Source organism: Salinispora tropica CNB-440 (assembly GCF_000016425.1).
GTDB lineage: Bacteria > Actinomycetota > Actinomycetes > Mycobacteriales > Micromonosporaceae > Micromonospora > Micromonospora tropica.
Map to the genome: position 1 here is coordinate 5,163,664 of NC_009380.1, position 19,668 is coordinate 5,183,331.

General features: G+C 69.5%; 19 protein-coding genes. 9 read left to right on the forward strand and 10 right to left on the reverse strand.

Annotated features, from left to right (window positions below; all coding sequences use genetic code 11):
- Positions 1 to 35: 35 nt before the first annotated feature.
- The 7 genes from murJ (at position 36) to STROP_RS23125 (ending at position 8,454) form a co-directional block, all read left to right on the forward strand.
- On the forward strand, positions 36 to 1,778 hold the full coding sequence (gene murJ, locus STROP_RS23095) for a murein biosynthesis integral membrane protein MurJ (RefSeq protein ID WP_028680461.1): 1,743 nt from the start codon (positions 36 to 38) through the stop codon (positions 1,776 to 1,778).
- Between the two features lie 466 nt (positions 1,779 to 2,244).
- Positions 2,245 to 3,846: a protein kinase family protein gene (locus tag STROP_RS23100; protein WP_026275599.1), complete on the forward strand. Its 1,602-nt coding sequence runs from the start codon at positions 2,245 to 2,247 to the stop codon at positions 3,844 to 3,846.
- Positions 3,847 to 3,889: 43 nt separating this feature from the next.
- Positions 3,890 to 4,624, forward strand: a complete 735-nt coding sequence (gene sigM, locus STROP_RS23105; protein ID WP_012015769.1) for an RNA polymerase sigma factor SigM — start codon at positions 3,890 to 3,892, stop codon at positions 4,622 to 4,624.
- A complete protein-coding gene (locus tag STROP_RS23110; protein WP_012015770.1) occupies positions 4,621 to 5,571 on the forward strand; it encodes a hypothetical protein in 951 nt (316 codons plus the stop codon). The genes sigM and STROP_RS23110 overlap by 4 nt, the downstream gene beginning before the upstream one ends.
- Positions 5,572 to 5,758: 187 nt before the next feature.
- Positions 5,759 to 6,712, forward strand: coding sequence for a thioredoxin-disulfide reductase (gene trxB, locus STROP_RS23115; protein ID WP_012015771.1), 954 nt, complete (start codon positions 5,759 to 5,761; stop codon positions 6,710 to 6,712).
- 34 nt (positions 6,713 to 6,746) lie between these two features.
- On the forward strand, positions 6,747 to 7,070 hold the full coding sequence (gene trxA / locus STROP_RS23120; RefSeq protein ID WP_012015772.1) for a thioredoxin: 324 nt from the start codon (positions 6,747 to 6,749) through the stop codon (positions 7,068 to 7,070).
- Positions 7,071 to 7,275: 205 nt separating this feature from the next.
- Complete coding sequence (locus tag STROP_RS23125; RefSeq protein WP_012015773.1) at positions 7,276 to 8,454, forward strand: N-acetylmuramoyl-L-alanine amidase; 1,179 nt, start codon at positions 7,276 to 7,278, stop codon at positions 8,452 to 8,454.
- Positions 8,455 to 8,476: 22 nt separating this feature from the next.
- On the opposite strand, the gene STROP_RS23130 is transcribed toward STROP_RS23125, so the two are convergent.
- Positions 8,477 to 9,133: a hypothetical protein gene (locus STROP_RS23130; protein WP_012015774.1), complete on the reverse strand. Its 657-nt coding sequence runs from the start codon at positions 9,131 to 9,133 to the stop codon at positions 8,477 to 8,479.
- 265 nt (positions 9,134 to 9,398) lie between these two features.
- Between STROP_RS23130 and STROP_RS23135 the strand changes: the two genes are divergently transcribed.
- Together STROP_RS23135 and STROP_RS23140 are read left to right on the forward strand one after the other, a co-directional pair.
- The gene (locus STROP_RS23135; protein WP_012015775.1) at positions 9,399 to 10,712 is read left to right on the forward strand and encodes an aminotransferase-like domain-containing protein; all 1,314 of its coding nucleotides are present in this window, start codon (positions 9,399 to 9,401) and stop codon (positions 10,710 to 10,712) included.
- A 7-nt stretch (positions 10,713 to 10,719) separates the two neighbouring features.
- Complete coding sequence (locus STROP_RS23140) at positions 10,720 to 11,700, forward strand: D-alanine--D-alanine ligase family protein (protein ID WP_012015776.1); 981 nt, start codon at positions 10,720 to 10,722, stop codon at positions 11,698 to 11,700.
- A 34-nt stretch (positions 11,701 to 11,734) separates the two neighbouring features.
- Here STROP_RS23140 and STROP_RS23145 read toward each other — a convergent pair whose 3' ends face one another.
- The 9 genes from STROP_RS23145 to rpmH all read right to left on the reverse strand — a co-directional run bounded on the left by STROP_RS23145 (position 11,735) and on the right by rpmH (position 19,596).
- A complete protein-coding gene (locus tag STROP_RS23145) occupies positions 11,735 to 12,640 on the reverse strand; it encodes a hypothetical protein (RefSeq protein ID WP_026274708.1) in 906 nt (301 codons plus the stop codon).
- A 674-nt stretch (positions 12,641 to 13,314) separates the two neighbouring features.
- Positions 13,315 to 14,304, reverse strand: coding sequence for a ParB/RepB/Spo0J family partition protein (locus tag STROP_RS23150; protein ID WP_012015778.1), 990 nt, complete (start codon positions 14,302 to 14,304; stop codon positions 13,315 to 13,317).
- A gap of 27 nt (positions 14,305 to 14,331) precedes the next feature.
- Entirely contained in the window at positions 14,332 to 15,633 is a 1,302-nt protein-coding gene (locus STROP_RS26075; RefSeq protein WP_012015779.1) for a ParA family protein, read from the reverse strand.
- A 374-nt stretch (positions 15,634 to 16,007) separates the two neighbouring features.
- A complete protein-coding gene (gene rsmG / locus STROP_RS23160) occupies positions 16,008 to 16,736 on the reverse strand; it encodes a 16S rRNA (guanine(527)-N(7))-methyltransferase RsmG (protein ID WP_012015780.1) in 729 nt (242 codons plus the stop codon).
- 88 nt (positions 16,737 to 16,824) lie between these two features.
- Positions 16,825 to 17,430, reverse strand: a complete 606-nt coding sequence (locus STROP_RS23165; RefSeq protein WP_026274706.1) for a Jag family protein — start codon at positions 17,428 to 17,430, stop codon at positions 16,825 to 16,827.
- Between the two features lie 184 nt (positions 17,431 to 17,614).
- Positions 17,615 to 18,727, reverse strand: a complete 1,113-nt coding sequence (gene yidC, locus STROP_RS23170) for a membrane protein insertase YidC (RefSeq protein WP_012015782.1) — start codon at positions 18,725 to 18,727, stop codon at positions 17,615 to 17,617.
- Between the two features lie 3 nt (positions 18,728 to 18,730).
- Positions 18,731 to 19,018, reverse strand: coding sequence for a membrane protein insertion efficiency factor YidD (gene yidD, locus STROP_RS23175; protein ID WP_028680462.1), 288 nt, complete (start codon positions 19,016 to 19,018; stop codon positions 18,731 to 18,733).
- A complete protein-coding gene (gene rnpA / locus STROP_RS23180) occupies positions 19,015 to 19,425 on the reverse strand; it encodes a ribonuclease P protein component (protein ID WP_012015784.1) in 411 nt (136 codons plus the stop codon). Before rnpA ends, yidD begins: the two co-directional genes overlap by 4 nt.
- Before the next feature lie 33 nt (positions 19,426 to 19,458).
- A complete protein-coding gene (gene rpmH, locus STROP_RS23185; RefSeq protein ID WP_012015785.1) occupies positions 19,459 to 19,596 on the reverse strand; it encodes a 50S ribosomal protein L34 in 138 nt (45 codons plus the stop codon).
- Positions 19,597 to 19,668: the final 72 nt, after the last annotated feature.

The window sequence follows — 19,668 nt, forward strand, 5'->3', positions numbered from 1 at the left end:
TGCCCGGGCACCGACCGGACCTGGAGGCGACAACAATGAGTGGCCGGCTCTACCGCAGCGCCAACGCGCTGGGCGACGGTGGCCGACCGCCGGGCGACGAGGGGATCTTCATCTCCGCCGAGCCGCTGAACCAGCCGGCCGCCGAGGCGGTGGCCCCTCCGGATGAGGCGGTGGCCGAGGGGAGTGCCGCGGCCAACAGCCTGGTGATGGCCGCGGGCAGCCTGGTCAGTCGGGGTACGGGCTTCATCCGGAACCTGATGGTCGGCGCGGCCCTGGGCAACCTGATCGGCAACGCGTACACCACGGCGATCTTCCTCCCGAACCAGGTGTACGAGTTCCTGCTCGGTGGAGTGCTCACCAGCGTGCTGGTGCCGGTGCTGGTCCGGCGGCGCAAGTCCGACCCGGACCGGGGCGAGGCGTACGCCCAGCGGCTGCTCACCCTGGCGGTGGTGGCGCTCGCCGCCGCCGCCCTGATCGCGGTGGTGCTGGCTCCGGTGCTGACCGGCATCTACGCCGGCGGCAAGGACGAGGACTACCGGGGCCTGGTCACCAACCTGTCGTACCTGATGCTGCCGATGTTGTTCTTCACCGGCGTCAGCGCGCTGATCGCCGCCGTGCTGAACACGCGGGGGCACTTCGCCGCCCCGATGTGGGCGCCGATTCTGAACAACCTGGTGGTCATCGGCACGTTCGGTCTCTACATCGGGGTCTACAGCGCGGACGCGCTCCAGCCGGGCCAGGTCGGGCTGGACCGGGTCCTGTTGGTCGGCGGCGGCACCCTGCTCGGGGTGGCGGTGCAGGCCGCGGGTCTGCTGCCCGCCCTGCGCAAGGTCGGCTTCCGGTGGAAGCTGCGCTTCGACTTCCGCGCGTTGGGCCTCCGGGAGCTGGCCCGGCTCGGCGCTTGGATGTTCTGCTACGTCGCGGTCAACCAGCTCGGGCTCTTCGTGGTGGTCAACCTGCTCACCCGGGTGGCCGGTGAGGACGACGCCGGCCTGCTGATCTACAACAACGTCTTCCTGTTGCTGATGATGGCGCACGGTGTCATCGCCGTCTCGATCATCACCGCGCTGATGCCCCGGATGAGCGCCGCCGCGGCGGACGGCCGATTCACCGACCTCACGGCCGACCTGTCCCGGGGCACCCGGATGGTCACGGCCGTGCTTGCCCCGGTGGCGGTCTGCTACGCCGTGCTGGCCGCGCCGATCTCCGTGGTGGTGTTCCGGTACGGCGCGTTCACCGGCGAGAACGCCGTGGCCACCGCCACCGTGCTGCTGGTCGCCGCGATCGGCCTGGTGCCCTTCGCGGTCAGCCAGCTTCTCACGTTCGCGTTCTACGCGCTGCCGGACACCCGTACGCCCGCACTGGTCAACATTCCGGTGGTGGCGCTGCGGGTGCTGCTTCAGGTCGGGCTCTTCGTCGTCCTTCCGGCCACCTTCGCGGCGGCCGGCATGATGCTCGGCAACGCGATCTCGTACCTGGCGGCGGTGGTGCTGTCCGCGCTGCTGCTGCGGCCCCGGGTTGGTCGGATCGGGCTGGGCCGGATCATGCATACGGTGGGCCGGGTGCTGGTCGCCGCGCTCGGAGCCGCGCTGGTCGGTCTCCTGGTGGTCCGCCTGCTGCCGGGCCGGCCGGAGGAACTCGGGTGGTTCGCGGCGGCTGGCCAGCTGCTGATCGGTGGGGCGGCGATCGGTCTCAGCTACCTCGGGCTCGCGATGGTGCTCCGGATCGGGGAGATCACCGAGGTGGTCGCCATGGTCCGCCGCCGGCTCGGTCACTGAGTGTCCCGTCCGACCGTTTCTCGGGGCCGGACGATCGAATCTGCCTCCCGGAGAGAGCGCACTCTGCGTGAACGAGGATCACCATCCTGGGGATGTGGCTGTGGATAACTCTGCACCCCGCCGCTCAGTTGTCGAATCATCCTGTGGATAACCAGCCGGACCGGAGGCATGTCCGGTGCTGGCCCGGGAATCTGGCCCGGGTGCCCCGTCACCTGACCCAAGCCCCTGCGGCAACTACTAGCGGTCAACCTCTAGATTGGCTAGTACATGCACCAGCACCACCACTGACAGCTGCCATATCCGGACAAACAACCCGATCCCGGCAGCCGCTACCGGTGCGGCGGGAAGATGACATGCTGGGGAAGGTGGGGAACCCAGGTAAGGTCGCTCTCGACGGGTGCGGCGGGCGTCGGCGCGGGTACCGACAACGGCCGGCCGGTTCGTGGAAGGCAGAGCGGAAGCCACAATGCCCAGCAACACGGGTCCATCGATCGACACGATCACCGAAGGAGGACGGGTGCCCCAGGTCGGCGAGGGTCAGGAAGCGGACGAGAACGCCCCGCCGATCATGACCTTCGGTGCTCCGATCGCCGGTGACATACTCGCCGAGCGGTACGAGCTCGTCGAGCACATCAACAACGACAGCGCTGGCCGGCTGCTCTGGCGCGGGGTCGATGTCGTGTTGCGCCGTCCCGTCGCAGTGGTGCTGCGCTACCCGGGCGGCGGCTCTGCCACCGAGATGCTCCAGGCCGCCGTCGCCGCCAGTCGGGTCATCCACCCCAACCTGGTCGGTGTCTACGACGCGATCGACGAGGGCGAGCGGGCATACGTGGTCCGCGAGTGGGTCGACGGACGGTCGCTGCGGGAGCTCGTGGCCACCGAGGCGTTGGACCCGGCCCGGGCGACCGCCGTCGGCAACGCCGTCGCCAGCGCCTTGGCCGCCGTACACGCCACCGGAATGGTGCACGGCAACGTCCACCCCGGCACGATCATGATCAGTGATGACGGTCGGGTGGTGTTGGCGGACGCGCGCACCGACGGGGCCGACAGTCAGGCCAGCGACATCCGGGCAGTCGGCGGCGTCCTCTACTTCGCGCTGACCGGTCACTGGCCACATGCCGAGGTCCCGCTACACGGCGCCACCGCCGGACACGGACGGGCGTCGACCCCGGACGCGGTCCGGGGTCCGGACGGCGCGCTCGCCGCGCCGCGCCAGGTGCGCGCCGGGGTTCCGGCGTACCTGGACGACCTCACCATGGATCTGCTGGACGGCTCACTCACGCCCCCACCGTCGGATGTCCTCGCCGCGGAGTTGGCCCGGCTGGACATCCCGGCTGATGAGCATTTCCTGGAAAGCAACGGCCCACTGCGGTTCACCGCCGAGACCGGAGACGAGCCGTCACCGCTGGCCGCGGCCGGCGGGCGGAAGTTCGCCGTCGGGATCGCCAGCCTCCTCGCCGTCGCGCTCGTTGGCCTTCTGATCGGCATCAGCGTACTCAGCAAAGGTGGGGACAGCGAGCGGAACCCGGCGACGGCCGCCGCTCCCTCTGCCAACGCGACGGCCGGTGAGGATCCACCAGCCACCGCCGCGGCCGAACCGCCAAAGATCAGCGCTGCGAAGATCATTGACCCGGACAGCGGAGATCGCGTCGAGGTCCGCGACGCGGAGAAGGTGTTCGACGGCAGCGTGGAGGAGGGCTGGGCGACCCAGACCTACCGAGGGCACCCGAATTTCGGCAATATCAAGCGCGGCATGGGAATCTGGCTCGACCTCGGTGAGCCCCGCACAGTCCAGTCCTTGCAGGTCCAGCTCTCGGCACGAGGCGCGTCCGCCCAGTTGTACACGGGTACCAACGAGCACCCCTCCTCGAAGGCGGGCGACGATGCGCTCCTCGAGGAGTACGAGAAGAACCCGATCGGGCCGCCCAAGGAGAATGCCGACACGACGATGGTCTTCGACGCATTCGACGCTGACACGGAATACCAGTACCTGCTCTTCTGGCTGACCGAGTTGCCGCCGAGCGACGGCGGATACAAGGTCGGCGTCGAGGAGATCACGGTCTCATGATCCGCTCACCGCGTACCCGGCACCGTCTCCGCCGGACGTGGTGATGGCGACGAGCGGATCGACCGAGCGGCCGGTGGGCGACGACAACCCGCCAGCGACCGAGCCCGCCTCTGATCTCGACCTGCTGCGCGCGCACGTCGCTGGCGATCGGGATGCCTTTGCCGAGCTGCTTCACCGGCACCAGGACCGGCTCTGGGCGGTGGCGCTGCGCACCCTCGGCGACCGGGAGGAGGCGGCCGACGCGCTGCAGGACGCGCTGCTCTCCGCCCATCGGGCCGCCGGACGGTTCCGGGGTGACTCAGCGGTAACCACCTGGCTGCACCGGATTGTGGTCAACGCCTGCCTGGACCGGATCCGACGCCGCCAGGCGCACCCGACGGTGCCCCTGCCCGACGGCGTACACGACGTGGCGGGTGCCACCGGCGGCGCGGAACCGGCCGCTCCCGCGCCCGACCACGACACCGCTCTGGTGGTCCGGGAGGCGCTGGCCGCGCTACCGGTCGAGCAACGGGCCGCGCTGATCCTGGTTGACGTGCAGGGCTACCCGGTAGCCGAGGTTGCCCGCATCCTTGATGTCGCTGAGGGGACGGTGAAGAGCCGGTGTGCCCGGGGCCGGGCCCGTTTGGCAGCGGCGCTCGGGCATCTCCGGACGGCACCGGAGCAGCCGTTCCCCGGTGAAGGCATGCCGTCCGTCACCGGACGGAACCAGCAGCCGCGCGGTGGCGTCCGATCGGTGTCGGGGCGACCCCGGCGCGAAGCCATCCAGGAGGAGCTGTGACGACCGGGGGGTTCCGGGAGGTCGACCACGAGCTACTCGCCGACTACGTCGGTGGGGCGCTCTCGGGCACTCCCGACGAGGTGACCGTCGCCCGCCTGGTCGAGGAAGACGCGGCCTGGGCCGATGCCTATGCCCAGCTCGCGCCGGCGGTCGCGGAGGTCCACGCCGCCCTGCTCGCCTACGGGACGGCGGAGGGGATACCCGCGGCCGTGGCGGATCAGATTCACACCGCGCTGGCCGCGACCCACGATGCCACGACCGAGGGCGCGCCAGCCGAGGGCGCGACGGCCAGCGGGACAGCACGCCCTTCGGGGGCGGTCGTGCCGGCTCAGCCGCACGCTGGTTCGCGACGCCCCGGTGGCGTTCCCCGAGTGGAGACCGCTGGCCCCGGCCGGCGGCGTCGGCGCTGGCAGCGGGTCGGTGCTCCCGTCGCGCTCGCCGCGGTAGCGGTGGCCGCGGTCGGGCTACTCGGCCTGGACCAGCTCGACGGGGAGACGGACAGTCCGGGGTCGAGCACCGGCACCACCGAGCAGGCCGTCGCCGGGCCGATGGGTACCACCGCGCCGCCGATACGGACCGGTACGGACTACCAACGGGAGGACTTGGCTGCTCCCGTCCCATCGCCACAGCAGTTTTCCGGCCAGGACACCCCCGAGACGGAGTCATCCGGCGTGGAGATCCAGGGTGACCGGGTGACCGGGCCGATGGGGCTCGATCGGCTGGCGGATCCGGCCGCGCTCGAAGCCTGCCTGACCGAGATCGGCGTCGAGCACGACGCTGGCCGGTTGGCGGTCGAGGTGGTGGACTACGCCCGCTTCGAGGGCCAACCGGCGGTGGTCGTCCGGTTCACCGACGCGACTGGTGCCCGGTGGGCCTGGGTCAGCGGCCCCGAGTGCGGGGTGCCCGGGTCGGGCCCGGACACCCGGTACCGTACGCAGGTAGGGTAGTACCCCACGACGGTCACGAGGTGTGTGCCCGTGACGTGAGCTGACCCACCGGATGACTGACTCGGGAATTCCCGGTTCGTACGATGGCGTTCTCTACGTCAGCTGCTGATGCCTGATTCAGGGGTGTCGGCACCAACTCGCCGTCGGTGTGTCGTCGGCGAACACATAGACGAATCGGGAGACGGCAGTGGATGACGTCCGCAACCTGATCATCATCGGCTCCGGGCCGGCCGGATACACGGCGGCGGTCTACGCCGCGCGCGCGAACCTCGCACCGCTGGTCATCGAGGGGGCGCAGTCCGGTGGCGCGTTGATGACGACGACCGAGGTGGAAAACTTCCCGGGGTTCGCCGACGGCATTCTCGGTCCCGAGCTGATGGACAGCATGCGCAAGCAGGCCGAGCGCTTCGGTGCCGAATTCCTGACCGACGACGTCACCCGGGTTGAGCTCAAGAACACCGGCGAGGTCGGCTCGGACGCGGTCAGCACCGTCTGGGTGGGGGAGACCAGCTATCGGGCGAAGGCCGTCATCCTCGCCACCGGCTCCGCCTGGCGCCCGCTGGGTGTGCCGGGTGAGCAGGAGTACCTCGGCCACGGTGTGTCGTCCTGCGCCACCTGCGACGGCTTCTTCTTCCGTAACCAGCACATCATCGTGGTCGGCGGTGGTGACTCGGCGATGGAGGAGGCCAACTTCCTGACCCGCTTCGCCGAGTCGGTCACGATCGTCCACCGCCGGGACACGTTCCGGGCGAGCAAGATCATGGCGGAGCGCGCGCTGGGTAACGACAAGATCAAAGTCGAATGGAACTCCGCGGTGGAGGAGATCCTCGGCGCCGACGGCAAGGTTTCCGGTGTCCGACTCCGCAACGTGCACACCGGCGATACCCGGGTGCTCGACGTGACTGGGGTCTTCGTGGCGATCGGCCACGACCCCCGCAGCGAGCTCTTCCGTGGCCAGGTGGACCTGGACGACGAGGGGTATGTGAAGGTGGACGCGCCCAGCACCACGACCAGCATCCCAGGGGTGTTCGCCGCCGGCGATCTGGTCGACCACACCTACCGGCAGGCGATCACCGCCGCTGGTACGGGCTGCGCCGCCGCCCTGGACGCCGAGCGCTTCATCGCCACCATCCAGGGCTGATATTCCGAAGCACATCCCCCGAGGAGGGAACGTAGTGGGAGCAACCAAGTCGGTCACTGACGCCAGCTTCACCACCGAGGTACTGAAGTCTGACAAGCCGGTTCTGGTGGACTTCTGGGCGGAGTGGTGCGGGCCGTGCCGGAAGGTGTCGCCACTGCTCGAAGAAATCGCCGGTGAGATGGGCGATCAGGTCACCATCGTCAAGCTCAACATCGACGACAACCCGGAGACCGCCCGTACGTACCGGATCATGTCGGTACCGACTCTCACCGTGTTCAAGGACGGCAAGCCAGTGCAGTCGATCGCCGGCGCCAAGCCCAAGGGGGAGCTGGTCAAGCTCATCCAGTCCGCGCTCTGACCTGCACCGACGCAGACCTGACCTGCCCCCGCATCCGCTCCGCCGGGTGCGGGGGCAGGTCTTTTTCCGGCCGCCACACCTCAGGCCCGACAAGCGCCTAACCTCAATCCCAGGGACAACCCCGCCGGTCATCGGCGGAGCCACCGGAACAGGGCCATCGGCGGCCTCGCCGGGCCGCCCGCGTCCGTGTAAAAGGGGGTCGAGCGTGCGTCCGATCCGACCCGGCGACCGTGGACCGGCGGTCACCGAGATCCGAAAGGTGCTGGCCGGACTCGACCTGCTCGTCCCGGCAGCGCCGGACAGCGACGAGTTCGACGCCCACACCGAACGTGCCGTCCGAGCCTTCCAACAGTCCCGAGGGCTGAGCGTGGACGGCCGAGTCGGCACCGAGACGTGGCAGGCACTGGACGCGGCCCGCTGGCGGCTGGGTGCCCGTACCCTCTACCACTCCGTACCGGAGCCACTCATCGGTGAGGACATCCGGTCACTCCAGGAACGGCTCCTCGAGATGGGCTACGACGTGGGCCGGGCGGATGCCATCTACGGTGTCCGAACAGCCCGGGCCCTCGCCCAGTTCCAACGCGAGGTGGGGCTCGCCCCGGACGGTACCTGCGGCCCCCACACCGTGAACTCGCTCCGACGCCTCGGCCGCAAGGTGGTCGGCGGGCGCCCACAGTGGCTTCGTGAATCCGACGCCATCCGACAGTCCGGGCCCGCCCTGGTCGGGCGGACGGTGGTCATCGACCCGGGACACGGCGGCAGCGACCCGGGCGTGGCCGTGCCCGAGGGTCAGCTGCACTGGACCGAGGCCGACCTGGTGCACGACCTCGCCAGCCGCCTCGAGGGGCGACTCGCCGCGGCTGGGGTACGAGTGCAGCTGACCCGTGGTCCGGCACAGCGGGACCACCTGCCCGACGTTGACCGTGCCGCCCTCGCCAACTCGCTCGGCGCGGACGTGTTCATCTCCCTGCACCTCGACGGGCACGTCAACCCCGCCGCCGAGGGCGTGGCCACCTACCACTACGGAACCGACAACGGGGTCACCTCCACCACCGGCGAGCGCCTCGCCGGCCTCGTACAACGGGAGATCGTGGCGCGAACCGGGCTGCGCGACTGTCGGTCCCACGCAAAGGCATGGGACCTCCTACGGCTGACCCGGATGCCGGCTGTCCGGGTCGAGGTGGGCTACCTGACCTCGCCAGCGGACCGATCCCGGCTGATCGACCCACGGTTCCGGGACCGAGTGGTGGAAGCGATTGTCGCCGCCATTCAGCGGATGTACTACCCGATCGAACAGGACGTGCCCACCGGGTCGATCGACGTGAGCAAGCTGCGGGCGATGGTGGCCGCCGGAACCGTGGCGGCCGGGACCGTGGTCGACTGACCGAAGCGGTGCCCGCTGGCGGTCAGCCGGCGCTGGACCGGGTCGCCGGAGCGGGACGAAGCAGGCTCTCCGGACTCATTGAGCCGAGCAGCTTCTCCAACGCGTACTCGACATCGGACTTCCAGCTCAGTGCGGTACGCAACTCCAGGCGCAGGCGGGGGAAACGCGGATGCGGGCGGACCGTCTTGAAGCCCACGGAGAGGAAGTAGTCCGCCGGGGCCACACAGGCCCGCGCCGAGTCGTCGGAGTCGCCGAACTTCGCGTCGCCGAACGCCTCGATCGCCTTGATCCCGCGCTTCGTCAGGTCCCGGGCGGCCCCCTGCACGAGCATCCGGCCGAGCCCGCCCCCGGCGAAGGCAGGTACCACCTTTGCGGTCATCAACAGCCCCGCGTCGGGGGAGACCGGTGAGGTCGGAAAGGCCATCGATCGCGGCACGTACGCCGGCGGGGCATACAGCACGAACCCGGCGGGCATGTCGTCAACGTAGACCAGCTTGCCGCAGGCACCCCACTCCAGCAGGGTCTGTGAAACCCATGCCTCCTTCTCCAGACCGGGATGGCCAGCCCCGCGGGCCCGGTCGGCAGAGACCGGATCCAGCTCCCAGTAGACGCACTGCCGGCACGAACTGGGCAGATCCTCCAGGGTGTCCAAGGTCAGGCTGACCAGACGTCGCGACATCGGCGCATCCCCACAGTAGGCTCGGGGTGGACCGCCCTTCGGTGTCCCCGACCAGCGATCGTACGCCGGATCCGGACACCACGTGAAGGGATACGCGAAACGACCACCGGGCAGGTAACAGCGGAACCGGGGGGCTCGACCAGACCGGACCGTCCGGCCGGCGACACCCCGGTCCTCGGCGATTAGGATCAGCATTCGGCGTCCGAGTCGCCGATGTCCCGGGTATGCCTCGGGCAGGAGCCCGAGCACGCATCGAGGTGATGGCATGACCGGCACGACGCTCGACGACTACACTGACCGTTACGCCCGACGGGTCCGAGGCATGACCGCCTCGGAGATCCGGGCACTCTTCGCGGTGGCCAACCGGCCGGAGGTGGTCTCGCTTGCCGGGGGTGCGCCGTACGTCGCTGCTCTCCCCCTGGACGCGGTCGGCGAGATGCTCGGCCGGCTCGGCGCCGACCACGGCATCACCACCCTGCAGTACGGCATCGGCCAGGGCACTCCCGAGCTACGTGAGCGGATCTGCGAGGTGATGTCGCTCTCCGGCATCGACGCCGCCTGCGGCGCCTCTCCCGACGACGTCGTCGTCACCGTCGGCGGCCAGCAGGCGCTGGACCTGGTCGCGCGCCTCTTCCTCGACCCCGGCGACGTCGTGCTCGCCGAAGGCCCGACCTACGTCGGGGCGCTCGGAGTCTTCCAGGCCGCCCAGGCCCAGGTCGTGCACGTGCCGATGGACAATGACGGGCTGATCCCGGAGGCGCTGGAGACGGCCATCGCCGATCAGGCACGCGCCGGGCGCCGAATCAAGTTCCTCTACACCATCCCCACGTACCAGAATCCGACCGGTGTGACGCTGACCGAGCAGCGGCGCGAACGGGTCCTCGACATCTGCGAACGCGCCGGCCTGCTGGTGGTGGAGGACGACCCGTACGGGCAACTCGGCTTCGAGGGCGACGCCCCGGCCCCGCTGCGCGCTCGCCGCCGGGATGGCGTCTTCTACCTGGGCACGTTCTCGAAGACCTTCGCGCCGGGGCTGCGGGTCGGCTGGATCCTCGCCCCGCACGCGGTGCGGGACAAGCTCGTCATCGCCAGTGAGGCACAGATCCTCTGCCCCAGCGGCTTCGCTCAGGCAGCCGTGGCCACCTACCTCGGCACGATGCCGTGGCGGGAGCAACTCAAGGTCTATCGGGAGGTCTACCGGGAACGGCGGGACGCGCTCCTCGCGGCCATGGCGGACCTGATGCCAGCCGGTACGGCGTGGACCCGGCCCGGAGGCGGCCTCTTCGTCTGGGCCACGCTGCCGGACGGGCTGGACTCGAAGGCGATGATGCCCCGCGCCATCGCCGCCCGGGTGGCGTACGTGCCCGGCACCGGCTTCTATGCCGACGGCACCGGCAACGACGCGATGCGCCTGAACTTCTCCTTCCCGCCGCCCGAGCGGATCCGGGAGGGCGTACGGCGGCTCTCCGGAGTAATGGAGCAGGACATCGCCATGCGCCGGGTCTTCGGCGCTGTCGGCCGTCCCGGCTCTCGTCGAGGGCGGGCCGGTTCGGACACGCCCGGACCGGACTTGGCATGATTCTGGCATGGGTACGACCGCTGCCAATCCCGCTGTCCTGACCGACCTGCGCGTGCTGGTGCTCGCCGGCGGGCTCTCCTATGAACGGGATGTCTCGCTACGATCCGGCCGTCGGGTGCTCGACGCGCTGCGCGCGGTGGGCGTGGAGGCAGAGCTGCGCGACGCGGACGTCGCCCTGCTGCCTGCGCTCGTCGCCGACCCGCCGGACGCGGTGGTCATCGCGCTGCACGGTGCGACCGGCGAGGACGGCTCGCTCCGTGGTGTACTGGACCTCTGCGATGTCCCGTACGTCGGCTGCGACGCCCGCGCGTCCCGCCGTGCGTGGGACAAACCCTCCGCCAAAACCGTGCTGCGAGAGGCACACATCCCCACCCCGGACTGGGTGGCCCTACCCCATGACCGCTTCTCCGAACTCGGTGCGGTGGCGGTGCTGGACCGCATCGTCGACCGGCTGGGCCTCCCGCTGATGGTGAAGCCCGCGCAGGGTGGCTCGGGTCTGGGCGCCGCCGTGGTCCGGGACAGCGCCGCCCTGCCAGCCGCGATGGTCGGTTGTTTCGCGTACGACTCCACCGCCCTCGTCGAACGCTACCTGTCCGGGACGGACGTGGCGGTATCCGTCATCGACCTCGGCGAAGGACCGCAGGCCCTGCCGGCGGTGGAGATCGTGCCCCGAAACGGCGTGTACGACTACGCGGCCCGGTACACCGCCGGCCGCACCACGTGGCACACACCGGCCCGGCTGACCAGCGAGGTGGCCGAGGCGGTCGCCGGACTCGCCGTTGCCGCCCACACCGCGCTCGGGTTACGCGACCTCAGCCGCGTCGACCTGATCGTTGATGCCGACGGTCAGCCGCACGTACTCGGAGTGAACGTCGCGCCCGGCATGACGGAGACCTCACTGCTACCGCTCGCGGCCCAGGCCGCCGGTCTCGACTTCGGTCGAATGATCGGGACCCTGGTTTCCCAGGCTGCCGCCCGGGCAGCCTGAGCCAGCGAAGCGCGGTCGTGGTCGGCCGCCAGCGTCAGGATGCGTCAGCGTTCGATACTGAAGGCGGCGGGGGAGCACCATCGGCCTGCTCCAGAGCACCGGAGTCGGTATGGCCTACGGGGTCCTCGGCTGCCACGCTCGGCACGGCTTCATCTTCGGTACGGTCAGGGGCTCCCTCGCCGCCCGCCGCGCTCCCGGTCTCCCCGCCGGATACCGCGTCAGATCCCGCCGCATCACCGCTGTCCGCCGCATCACCGCTGTCCGCCGCATCGCCGCTATCTGTCGCGCTCTGCCGGCTGACCGGAAGAGCCGAGCTTCCTTCATGCAGGGCCGTCTCCACGGCCGTCTCCGCGTTCTCTACGGCACCAAAACTGGCCGGTGCCTGCCACTGGATTCGAGGCGGTTCGGCGAGTTGGCGTCCACCAAAATCCGCCAACCACGCGGCGACGAGGGCGAGATTCCCCCGCCAGGTCGACTCGGGGATCGGTGGCAGAATCGAGTCCCACAGGGGCAGGAAGGTTCCCCGGAGCTGGAGCTGACCGTACGGCCGGGCGAGGAACCACAGGTGCAGGTGTGCGGAGCCATCGCCCCAGCGGTTCACATGCACTCGGGACACGCCGTCGAGGGACCGGATAGCGCGCTCCAGCCGGACCGTCAACACGCCGAGTTCGGCCGCGAGCAGGTTCGGCAGGTCACCCAGATCCAAGTGAGAGCGGGACTCAAGGATCAACACCATCGGAAGCCCGGTAGGTCGATCCATCGCACGTACCCGCCACCGCTCGCCGGCCCAGATGTACGCCTCATCGGGAGCGCCGCAGGCGGTGCATTCCCGATCGCCTTCGCCGCGACGGGGCGGCTCGGTGGCGACCGGATCATCAAGTTGTTTGACGTGGAGATCGCCCTCAAAGGGGAAGGAGGGCCATTGGGTGAAGTTCGGCACGGAGGGAGGGGTGTCGGGCACGAGGGTGACCCTAACTGTTTCTGGGATCGCTGTCCCCACCTCCTTCGACCGGCGATCCGTCGGGTCGGCCCACCAGCCACGCATCTACTTCCCCAGAGTTATCCACAGGAGGCTGGGAGTTATCCACAACCATCTTCCACAGGTCAACACCAGGGTTGAGGCGCTGTTTCACGTGAAACAGCGCCTCCTGTGGAAAACCGCTGTGGATAACGTTGGCGATGAGACCTCTGCTACACCCGGAGCCGGCGCCTCCGGTCCGAGCCGCTGGAGTGCCCCGTGTGCGCCCGATCGCGGGCCCACACGGGGCACGGGAACGGCCCGCTCGCCAGACCGATCCGAGTTCGCCGTCGCCGTTACGGGCCAATGCGAGGAGCCGAGCAGATCGGAGTGAGCGTCGGGTCGAGCGGGCGGGGGAGCGGGTCGAGCGGGTCGAGCGAGCGGGGAGCGGGTCGGCTCTCGAGTAGGCCAGGTAGATCGGAGCGAGCAGGCAGATGGGAACGGGCGGAGACATCGGATTCGGCATCGCGACACCCAGAGCGGCGCCGACCCCCACCTGACCCACGGGTCGGCGCCGTTCCCCAGACCGAACGACAACCGCCCCCGTTTCACGTGAAACGGGGGCGGCACTCCGGATAGGTGAGCCAGTCCTTCGATCAGTCCTCGGGCTGCTCCCGGTCGACTCCGATGATGTCAACGATCCGCTCCAGGTCGTCCACACTGCCGAACTCGATCGTGATCTTTCCCTTGCTCCGGCCGATGTCGACCTTGACTCTGGTGTCGAAACGGTCGGAGAGTCGGTCGGCAAGATCAGTCAGTGCTGGCGCATGCGGCTTCGACCGACGCTTCGGCGCTTCCTTCTCGCCGGTGTCGTCGCTGAGCGAGAGCGCCACCACCTCCTCGGTTGCCCGTACGGACAGTCCCTCGGCGACGATTCGGTGAGCGAGTCGCTCCTGCGCCTCTGGGTCGTCCAAGCTCAACAACGCTCGGGCATGGCCAGCAGACAGCACGCCGGCGGCGACCCGGCGCTGCACCTGGGCGGGGAGGTTGAGTAGCCGGATCGTGTTGGAGATCTGCGGCCGGCTACGGCCGATCCGCCGGGCCAGTTCCTCGTGGGTGGCGCCGAACTCGTCCAACAGTTGCTGGTACGCCGCCGCCTCTTCCAGCGGGTTCAGGTTCGCGCGGTGGATGTTCTCCAGCAACGCGTCCCGGAGCATCGAATCGTCCCGGGTGTCCCGCACGATCGCCGGAATGGAGCTCCGACCGACCGCCTGTGCGGCCCGCCAGCGACGCTCACCCATGACGAGTTCGAACTTCTCGTCGTCGAGCTGGCGGACGACGATCGGCTGGAGGAAGCCGACCTCCTGGATGGAGACCTTCAGCTCCTCCAGGGCCTCCTCGTCGAAGACCTGCCGCGGCTGTTTGGGGTTGGGGACGATCACATCGACTGAGATTTCGGCGAAGCGAGCACCTGGGACCGGGCTCAGCGACTCGGACGCTGGCAACGGACTCACCGTCGGTAGGCCAGCAGTCGGTGTCGCCGCCGGGCTACTGATGACTGAGGTGGGCGCGCTCGGTGCCGTCGCCTCGGTCGGGATGAGGGCGCCCAGCCCTCGACCGAGTCCACCCTTGGGACGATTCTTCATGCCTGGCCTCCCCGTGGCCTGTCCCCGCTACACATTGCGGCCTACCTGGGCCTTGATGCCCCGTTCGGCGATCTCCTGGGCAGCCTCGAAGTAACTCGTCGCCCCCCGCGACCCGGGATCGTAGGTCATCACAGATTGGCCGTAGCTGGGTGCCTCGGAGACCCGCACGTTACGCGGGATGACCGCCTGGAGCACCTTGTTCCCGAAGTGGTTGCGGACATCCTGCTCCACGGCATCCGCCAGCCGCGTACGCCGGTCGTACATGGTGAGCAGGATTGTGGAGACCTCTAATTGGGGATTGAGGTGCTGCCGTACGAGGTTGATGTTGTTGATGAGTTGATTCAATCCCTCCAGCGCGTAGTACTCACACTGGATCGGGATGAGTACCTCCTCCGCAGCCACCAACGCGTTCACCGTGAGCAGGCCAAGCGACGGCGGACAGTCGATGAGCACGTAGTCGAAGTGACCCGGGTAGCCGGTGATCGCGCGGGCCAGCCGCGACTCCCGGGCGACCACGGAGACCAGCTCGATCTCGGCACCGGCCAGGTCGATCGTGGCGGGTACACACCACAGACTGGGGATCCCCTCGACCGCCTGGGCGACATCCTCCAGGGGCAGGCCGTTGATCAGACAGTCGTACACGTCCGGCACCCCGGTGTGGTGCGGGACGTTGAGTCCGGTAGAGGCGTTGCCCTGCGGATCGAGGTCGACCACCAGCACCCGGTTACCGTGCAGGGCTAGCGCCACTGCCAGGTTCACCGTCGTGGTGGTCTTTCCAACGCCGCCCTTCTGGTTCGCGACGCACATGACCCGGGTCCGGTCTGGGCGAGGCATCGACACCTCACCGCTCGGGTTCAGGATCTGCACGGCGCGCATAGCTTCCATCGCCAACGGTGGGTCATCCTCTTCGCGCGTCGGTGTTTCACGTGAAACGTACGTGTCGTCAACCCCGCCCTGCCGGGAGGGCAGGTTCGGAGCCTTGGTCGGTTCGGCCGGCCGCCCCGGCGTTGCCTGCTGCGGCACAGCCACCTCGACGCGTGTCGACGCGGCTGCCTTTCCCCGTACCGACGCGGCCTGCTCGGCCGCCGGTGGATCGCCCACCCGGGAGCTGTCCCGGGTGCTGCGGCTTAACGGTATTTCCGGCGACGACGGGCGGGTACGTCCCGGACTTGGCGCCTCTCGCTGGACGGTATCGTCCTGCGAGGCTCGAGAGGGCGGGCTGACGGAGAGGCTGTGGGTGGCCCAACCGGGATCGTCGGTTTCACGTGAAACCGGGTCGCCCGTTGACCCGGTCGCGCGCGGATCGTCGTACCTGCCGTCGTCATGCACCTGTCATCCCTGCCCGCTTCGGATGGTCGGTCCGCATCCTGTCAACGGGTCGCTCGGGTGGTCACACCCGGAGCGTGCGGCCCGTTGGAAGCGGTCGGAATCCGGTGAATACCCGGTGCCGACCGCTCCACATTATCGACGCGCGGCCAGCCTACGGGGATTGGGCGCTGTCGGTCCACGTCGGGCCTTGCATCCCGCCCGCCACCCGTACCTGTTCAACGACGCAGTTGCCGCTTCGGCAAGCCGGAACCGCCGAATTCCGGCAGGCCGCTGAGCGGTCCACCGGTCGCCCGGCGACCACAGGTCCCACCGACTCCAATTCGCGTGGACACCGCGCTGAAGATCAGGAGATCGACGACGCGGTGTCGTGCCACTCAGCGCCGCCGACCACCACGGGAGCGTTTCGCAGGCTTCGGCCGCGCCGGTGCCACCACCCGCTCCCGCGCAATCTCGATCACCGTCGTCGGTGGCTCGACCACGCCCGCACCGCAGTGGTGTACCTCGGGCCTGCCGCCGCCAAGCCGGTCCACGATGGCGGCATGCTCGGCGACCTCCTCCACAGCCGAGGCGCCCTTCAGGGCGACCAGTCGCCCACCCGGCACCGCCAGCGGAAGGCACCACCGGGCGAGCCGGTCCAGCGGTGCCACCGCCCGAGCGGTCACCACATCGCCGGTGAGTGGCTCGACGCCGCCCCCGCCGGAGGCGATCTCCTCTGCCCGGCCCCGGACGACCTGGACCGAGGCCGCCAGGTCGAGCTGCGCCACCGCCTCGACGAGGAAGGCGGTACGACGGGCGAGCGGCTCAACCAGGGTGACCGAGAGATCCGGCCGAGCGACGGCGAGCACAAGTCCCGGCAGTCCGGCGCCGCTACCCACGTCAAGCACCGTCGAACCCAGCGGAATCCGCTCCGCCACCGCCGCACAGTTGAGGAGATGCCGATCCCAGATCCGCGGCGCCTCCCGCGGGCCGATGAGCCCCCGGACCACCCCGTCGGTCACCAACAGGCCCGCGTACGCGACGGCCAGGCTCAGCCGATCACCGAAGAGCGTACGGGCCGCGGTGGCCAACTCCGGGGGCGGCGTGGCGCTCACCGCGCCCGGCACGGGGCTATCACCAACAGGCGACGGCCCGGGCGGCGTACCACCCGGGCCGGACGCCAAGCGCGCCGCTGTGTCGTCGTGAGTCACCCGCTCAGTCCGCCGGCCGGACGATGATACGCCGGCTCGGCTCGACGCCCTCGGACTCGCTCGCCACGCCGTCGATGGCGTTGACCACGTCGTGCACACACTTCCGCTCGAAGGCGGACATGGGCTCCAGCCGAACCGACTCGCCGTGCTCCTTAACCTTCTCGACGGCGTTCTTCGCCACCGCCGCGAGCTCCTTACGACGGCCCGCCCGATAGCCGCCCACGTCGAGCAGCAGCCGGCTGGGGGTGCCGGTCTGCCGGAAGACCGCAAGTCGAGTGAGTTCCTGAAGCGCCTCCAGGGTGGCGCCGCGCTGACCAACCAGGTTCTGTAGCCGGCCGCCGACCACCTCCACGACCGGGCGCCCGCCGGAAACCAGTTCGTCGATGTCCCCGTCGTAGTCGAGGATGTCGAGCAGGCCCTCCACGTAGTCGGCGGCGATCTCACTCTGCCGGAACAGATCGCCCTCGCCGGCGGACCGTTGCTCCGTGCCGCCGGAATCGGCCTCGGCCGCCTCGGTCTGGCCCCTCGCCGTCGTCTCCGTCCCCTCGGCGTCCTGGGACTCGTCTGCGCGGGGGGTGCTGGTCTCGGTCACGGTCTCCTCCGTACTCACTCGGCCGGACCGTCGGGTCCGCTGGTCTCCCGGGGCCGGCGGGATCGCCGGTACCACGGGCAGGTCTATCCGGGCAGTCTCGCCGCTGGCCGCGGGCTGCGGCGGCGTTTTGCCCTCCGGCGCCGGCCCTCCGGCGGCGGTACAGCTGCGGTACCAAGGTCGATACCGCCGGGCACCGGTCGGATCACCCCTGCCGTTTGGCGGGGCGACCCTTCTGGTTCGCGGGCTGACCCTTCTTCTGGCCGGCCGGCTGACCCTTCTGGCCGTCGGGCTGCCCCTTCTTCGGGCCGGCCGGCTGGTTCGCCGGCTGACCCTTCTGGCCGGCGGCGGGCTGGCCCTTCTTCGGGCTGGTGGGCTTGGCGCCCGGCTTCGGAGCAGCGACCTTGGTCGCGGCCGGCTGGGTGGCAGTCGGGGGAGCGGACTTGCCGCGGCCGAAGAGGCCACCGCTGCTCTTTGCCGGCTGCACCGCACCACGCGTACCAGTCGTACCGGACTTCGCGCTCGGCGGCGGCGGGAACTTGCGCAACACCCACTGCTGCTGGGCCAGCGTGAACAAGTTGTTGGTGACCCAGTAGATGATCACACCGATCGGGAAGATCGCGCCGGAGATGAGCAGCGACGCCGGGATGCCGTAGAGCATCAACCGCTGGATCATCCGCTGCTGCGGGTCCTCGGCCCAGCCGGTCTTGAGGATCATCTGACGGCTGGTCAGATAGGTGGTGCCCATCATCAGCAGCACCAGAATGCCAGCCATGATCTTGACGGTGGTGCCGTCGGCACCCAGCGCGGCCAGTTCCTCGGGCGAGGAGCCGAACTTGCCGGCGATCGGCGCGGTGAACAGCTTCGCGACCGATACGCTGTCGAACTGGTCGACCGTCCAGCCGTAGAGCGTCTTCCCGCTTTCGTCCTTGTTCGGGTTGAGCCGGCGGAGCACGTGGAACAGGCCGAGGAAGACCGGAATCTGGAGGAACATCGGAAGGCAGCCCATGAGCGGGTTGGCCTTTTCCTTCCGGTATAGCTCCATCATCTCCTTCTGGAGCGTCTCCCGGTCACCCTTGTGCTTCTCCTGCAACGCCTTGACCTGCGGTTGCAGCGCCTGCATCGCCCGCTGTGACTTGATCTGCTTGACGAAGACCGGGAAGAGGATCACCCGGACGGTGACCACCAGGAAGATGATGGCGAGGATCCAGGCCCAGTTGGTGCCGAGCACCGCGCCTTCCGGCACCCCGATGACATCCCATACCTGGTGCCAGCGCAGCAGGATCCACGAGATCGTGTAGTAGATAGGGTCGAGCAATTCTCAGACTCCAGTCACATCGGCGCGGCGGCGACAGTCCGGCTCCGGCACCGGATCGAATCCACCCGGGTGGAAGGGGTGGCAACGCATCAGCCGCCGGACCGTCAGGCCGGCTCCCCGAACCGGGCCGTGGCGGGTCACCGCCTCCAGGGCGTATGCGCTGCACGACGGGTAGAACCGACAGCGGGCCGGCAACGCCGGACTTATCCACCGACGGTACGCGATGATGGGCCCGGCCAGCACCCGGGCACCGGGGGAGATCGGTTGTGGCGTATCTGGTGCCGGACTCACCGGGACCGCCGCCCGCGGGGGGCGCGTGCAGCCGCGATCGCGGCGTCGAGATCGACACCGAGCCGTTGGTACGACCGGTGCGCCGCGGTGGGCAGGGCGCGGACGACGAGGGTGCTCCCGGCCGGCAGTCCGGGAAGGCGTTCCCGGACCAGGTGCCGCAGTCTCCGGCGGACAGCGTTGCGGACGACAGCGTTGCCAACCGCCTTGGAGACGACGAAACCGGCGCGGGCTGGTGCGGATGTCTGCTCCGCACCAGTGTCCCGCGCCGGTTTCGACGAAGAGACATCCGGCAGGGTGCCGGGCAAGGTCAGATGGACGACGACCACGCCGCGCCCGACGCGTCGGCCACCACGGACCGCCGCGGCGAAATCAGTGCTGCGCCGCAGACGCTGCGCGGCGGTCAGCACGACTCTCCACGCCCTGCCGCGGACCTGGCGGCCTCAGGCCGCCAGGCGAGCGCGCCCCTTGGCGCGACGGGTCGAGATGATGGCGCGGCCGGCGCGGGTGCGCATGCGCAGCCGGAAGCCGTGGGTCTTCGCGCGCCGGCGGTTGTTCGGCTGGAAGGTGCGCTTGCTCACGTCAGGCTCTCCGTTGTCCTACCCCTGGGCGAGGGATCGCCGGGGTCGCGTCTGGTCCGAGGTCGTCCCAGT